The sequence below is a fragment of the Streptomyces katrae genome (genome assembly GCF_000966975.1).
GTDB lineage: Bacteria > Actinomycetota > Actinomycetes > Streptomycetales > Streptomycetaceae > Streptomyces > Streptomyces katrae.
In genome coordinates this window covers 1-2,754 of the sequence record NZ_JZWV01001468.1, presented here as the reverse complement: position 1 = coordinate 2,754, position 2,754 = coordinate 1, and the positions used below count along the sequence as shown (strand labels likewise).

General features: G+C 68.7%; 3 protein-coding genes. 2 read left to right on the top strand and 1 reads right to left on the bottom strand.

The genetic code is table 11. The features are described from left to right. Nucleotides 1-117: 117 nt before the first annotated feature. Nucleotides 118-651 (bottom strand): flavoprotein, encoded by a 534-nt coding sequence (locus VR44_RS38390; RefSeq protein WP_045952315.1) that lies wholly within the window; start codon nucleotides 649-651, stop codon nucleotides 118-120. 111 nt (nucleotides 652-762) lie between these two features. Here VR44_RS38390 and VR44_RS38385 point away from each other — a divergent pair, with 111 nt between their 5' ends. After that, nucleotides 763-1,938, top strand: coding sequence for a helix-turn-helix domain-containing protein (locus VR44_RS38385; RefSeq protein ID WP_045952314.1), 1,176 nt, complete (start codon nucleotides 763-765; stop codon nucleotides 1,936-1,938). Between the two features lie 82 nt (nucleotides 1,939-2,020). Next, nucleotides 2,021-2,542, top strand: coding sequence for a hypothetical protein (locus VR44_RS38380; RefSeq protein ID WP_045952313.1), 522 nt, complete (start codon nucleotides 2,021-2,023; stop codon nucleotides 2,540-2,542). Nucleotides 2,543-2,754: the final 212 nt, after the last annotated feature.

The window sequence follows — 2,754 nt, the reverse complement described above, 5'->3', positions numbered from 1 at the left end:
ATGCCAAACAGGGCGGCATTCCGGGCCGGTGGGCGCCACAGATCGCTACGTGCTCCTGTTTTCTCGGCGGCTGACGGCCGTCTGGGGCTGATCAAGGCAGTGACATCGGGCCGGGGCTCATCGGTCGACGGATTCCAGGGCGTCGAGTGCCACGGCCCATGGGTACGGGCGCTTTTCGCCGGGTGGGTTCGGTTGGAAGCCGTCCTCTCCGAAGAGGACGTTCACTCCGGCTGTCCGTAGTGTTTCCAGTGAGAGGGGGAGCTGGGGGTGTTGGGCGTAGGCGGCGTTGACGCAGGGCATCAGCGTCAGGGGGATGTCCTTGCCCAGGGCTTCGGCGACGAAGCCGACGACGAAGCTGTCGGTGATGCCCAGGGCCCAGCGGTTGATCGTGTTCGTGGTGGCCGGTGCCACGAGGACAGCATCAGCCGGGGCCCAGACGTCAGGCTGGCCCGGGCGCTTGTAGCGGTAGCGGACGGGATGGCCGGTGAGTGCCTCCAGGCCGGCCAGGCTTTCCTCCAGCCATTCGGCGGCCGCCGGGGTGAGGCCGAGACAGACGTCCCAGTCACGTGCCTGGGCTTCCTCGATCACGTGGGCCACGTCGAACACCGGCGGTGCTGCCGAGCAGAACAGGTAGAGCGTCCTCGTCGTCATGGAACCGAGCCTATGCAACCCCGCTTCGGGGGGAGTCGGGGCAGTTGTGGACTCGGAGAACCTCGTAGGTGGGTAGCGTCCGGTTGAAGAGTCCAGGGGACGGAGATTGGTATGCCTCGACCTGACGATGACCACACGGGGGCGCGGATCCGCGAGCAGCGCCGTCTCGCTCGGTTGACCCAGCGCGAACTCTCCGACCGCATTCCCTACAGCCTCAGCCTGTTGAACCAGGTCGAATGCGGAGCACGTCCGGCCAGTGCCGGCTTGGTGAAAGCAGTGGCGGAGGCCCTCAAGTTGGACACGTCGAGACTGACCGGACCCGCGTCCGTGGCGTCTCTCTCCCCGGATCGGCTCGCCGCCCTCGTCACACCCATCCGGGAGGCCCTTGACGCCTACGATCTCGGCCCCCATCCGCAACTGGCCGACGTTCGACCGGTGTCCGTGCTGATCGAAGGGGCGGACGAGGCGTGCCGACAGGTGCGGGCCGCGCACCTGCGGGCAGCAGCCAACGTGCTGCCTGCGCTGATCGTGGAGCTGACACACACCGCGTCGACGGCCCCGACCACTGCGGTGTGGCGCGCTCTGGCCTCGGCCTACCGGACCGCCCACGACGTGGCGCTGAAGCTGGGCTATCCGGATCTCTCTCGTGTGGCACTCGACCGGATGGGCTGGGCAGCGGGCCGGGCGTCGGATCCCTGCCTTGGAGCAGTGCAGCTGTACAAGCGGGCCATTCTGGTCCGCAACTCCACGAGCCTGCGGCTGATCCGGTCCGGCCACGGTCTGCTGACGGGACAGACGCATCGGGAGGCAATCGCGGTCGCCGGCCAGCTCCACCTCGGCGCGGCGACCGTGGCCGCGCGGGCAGGTGACCGCTCGACCCTGGTGACCCACATCGCTGCGGCCCGTGAGTTCGCTCAGCAGGTCGGCGGGGAGGCGGGCGAGGTGCACTGGCTTTCGTTCGGCCAGGTCAACGTCGCACTCCATGACCTCGGGGCGGCCATCACCATGCGCGACTACGACGGGGCACTCGTCCAGGCCCGAGCCCTCAAGATGCCACCGTCGGCACTGACGTCGCGCCGCGCCCGGTACATGGTGGACCGCGCACTCGTGGAAATGGAGACGGGCCACGTGGACGCGTCGCTGAAGTACCTGGTCAGTGCGCGCCGGGCGGCACCGGAGCAGACACGGCATCTGCCGGGCACCCGCGCGGCAGTCCGTGGCCTGGTGCACCTGTCACGACGCCCCTCCGACAGCCTGGGGGCAATGGCCCGCTGGGTCGGCCTTTAGCACTCACACATCTGTGAGCATTCCGTCCCCGGGGGCCGGTCACCCTTTCCCTACCACCCGCTGACTACGGTAGGGAGCCTCCGTGAACAGCCGCACGAGCATGGCCGAATGGCTCGCAGCCAGCCACCCCGACCCCCGCCGGGTTTGGGCCGAGTGGACGGAACACGGCATCGCGGTCATCCCCGTCGGCCAGACCTTCGGCGCCGTCCGCATCCCTGACGCTGTCGTCCACGCAGCGGTGGAATCGACCCACCCCGACGACATCGCCTTCGCACTGTCCGAACGTCTCGACGGCCCGGTCATCCACGACGGACGCGGCCGCAACTTCTACCCCCTGCTCCGCCCCGAGGACCGTTTGGACTGGCACACCACAGCCCCCGGAGTCGAACAGCTCACCCCACACACCCACCTCGGCGTCCCCGCGATGAACCGCTGCGAATACACCCGCGAGACCCCGATCTACTGGTCCGTCCCCGGCACCGAACCCTCCCACTGCCACTCCGCCTCCGTCGCCCTCCTCATCCGCGTCGGCACCGCCCGCCTCGCCGAGGTCACGGACCAGCCCAAGACAGTCGTCGGACGCCGAGACTTGGGCAGCGCGTAGCGATCTGATGCGCTCACCGGGCCCGGAATGCCGTCCTGATTGGCATTTCGTGCAGGTATCAGCCCCAGGCGGTCGCCGGACGCTGAGAGATGAGGAGCGCGTAGCGATCTGGGGCGCCCACCGGCCCCGGATGACGATCCCGTTGTCCTTTCCTGCGGGCAGCGACCCGAGACGGGCGGCGGACGCTGAGACGAGAGAAGCGCGTAGCGATC

What these genes read in the sequence shown, in the direction of transcription:
- VR44_RS38385 (WP_045952314.1), top strand. Translation starts at nt 763, where the DNA reads ATGCCTCGACCTGACGATGACCACACGGGGGCGCGGATCCGCGAGCAG.
- VR44_RS38390 (WP_045952315.1), bottom strand. Translation starts at nt 651, where the DNA reads ATGACGACGAGGACGCTCTACCTGTTCTGCTCGGCAGCACCGCCGGTG.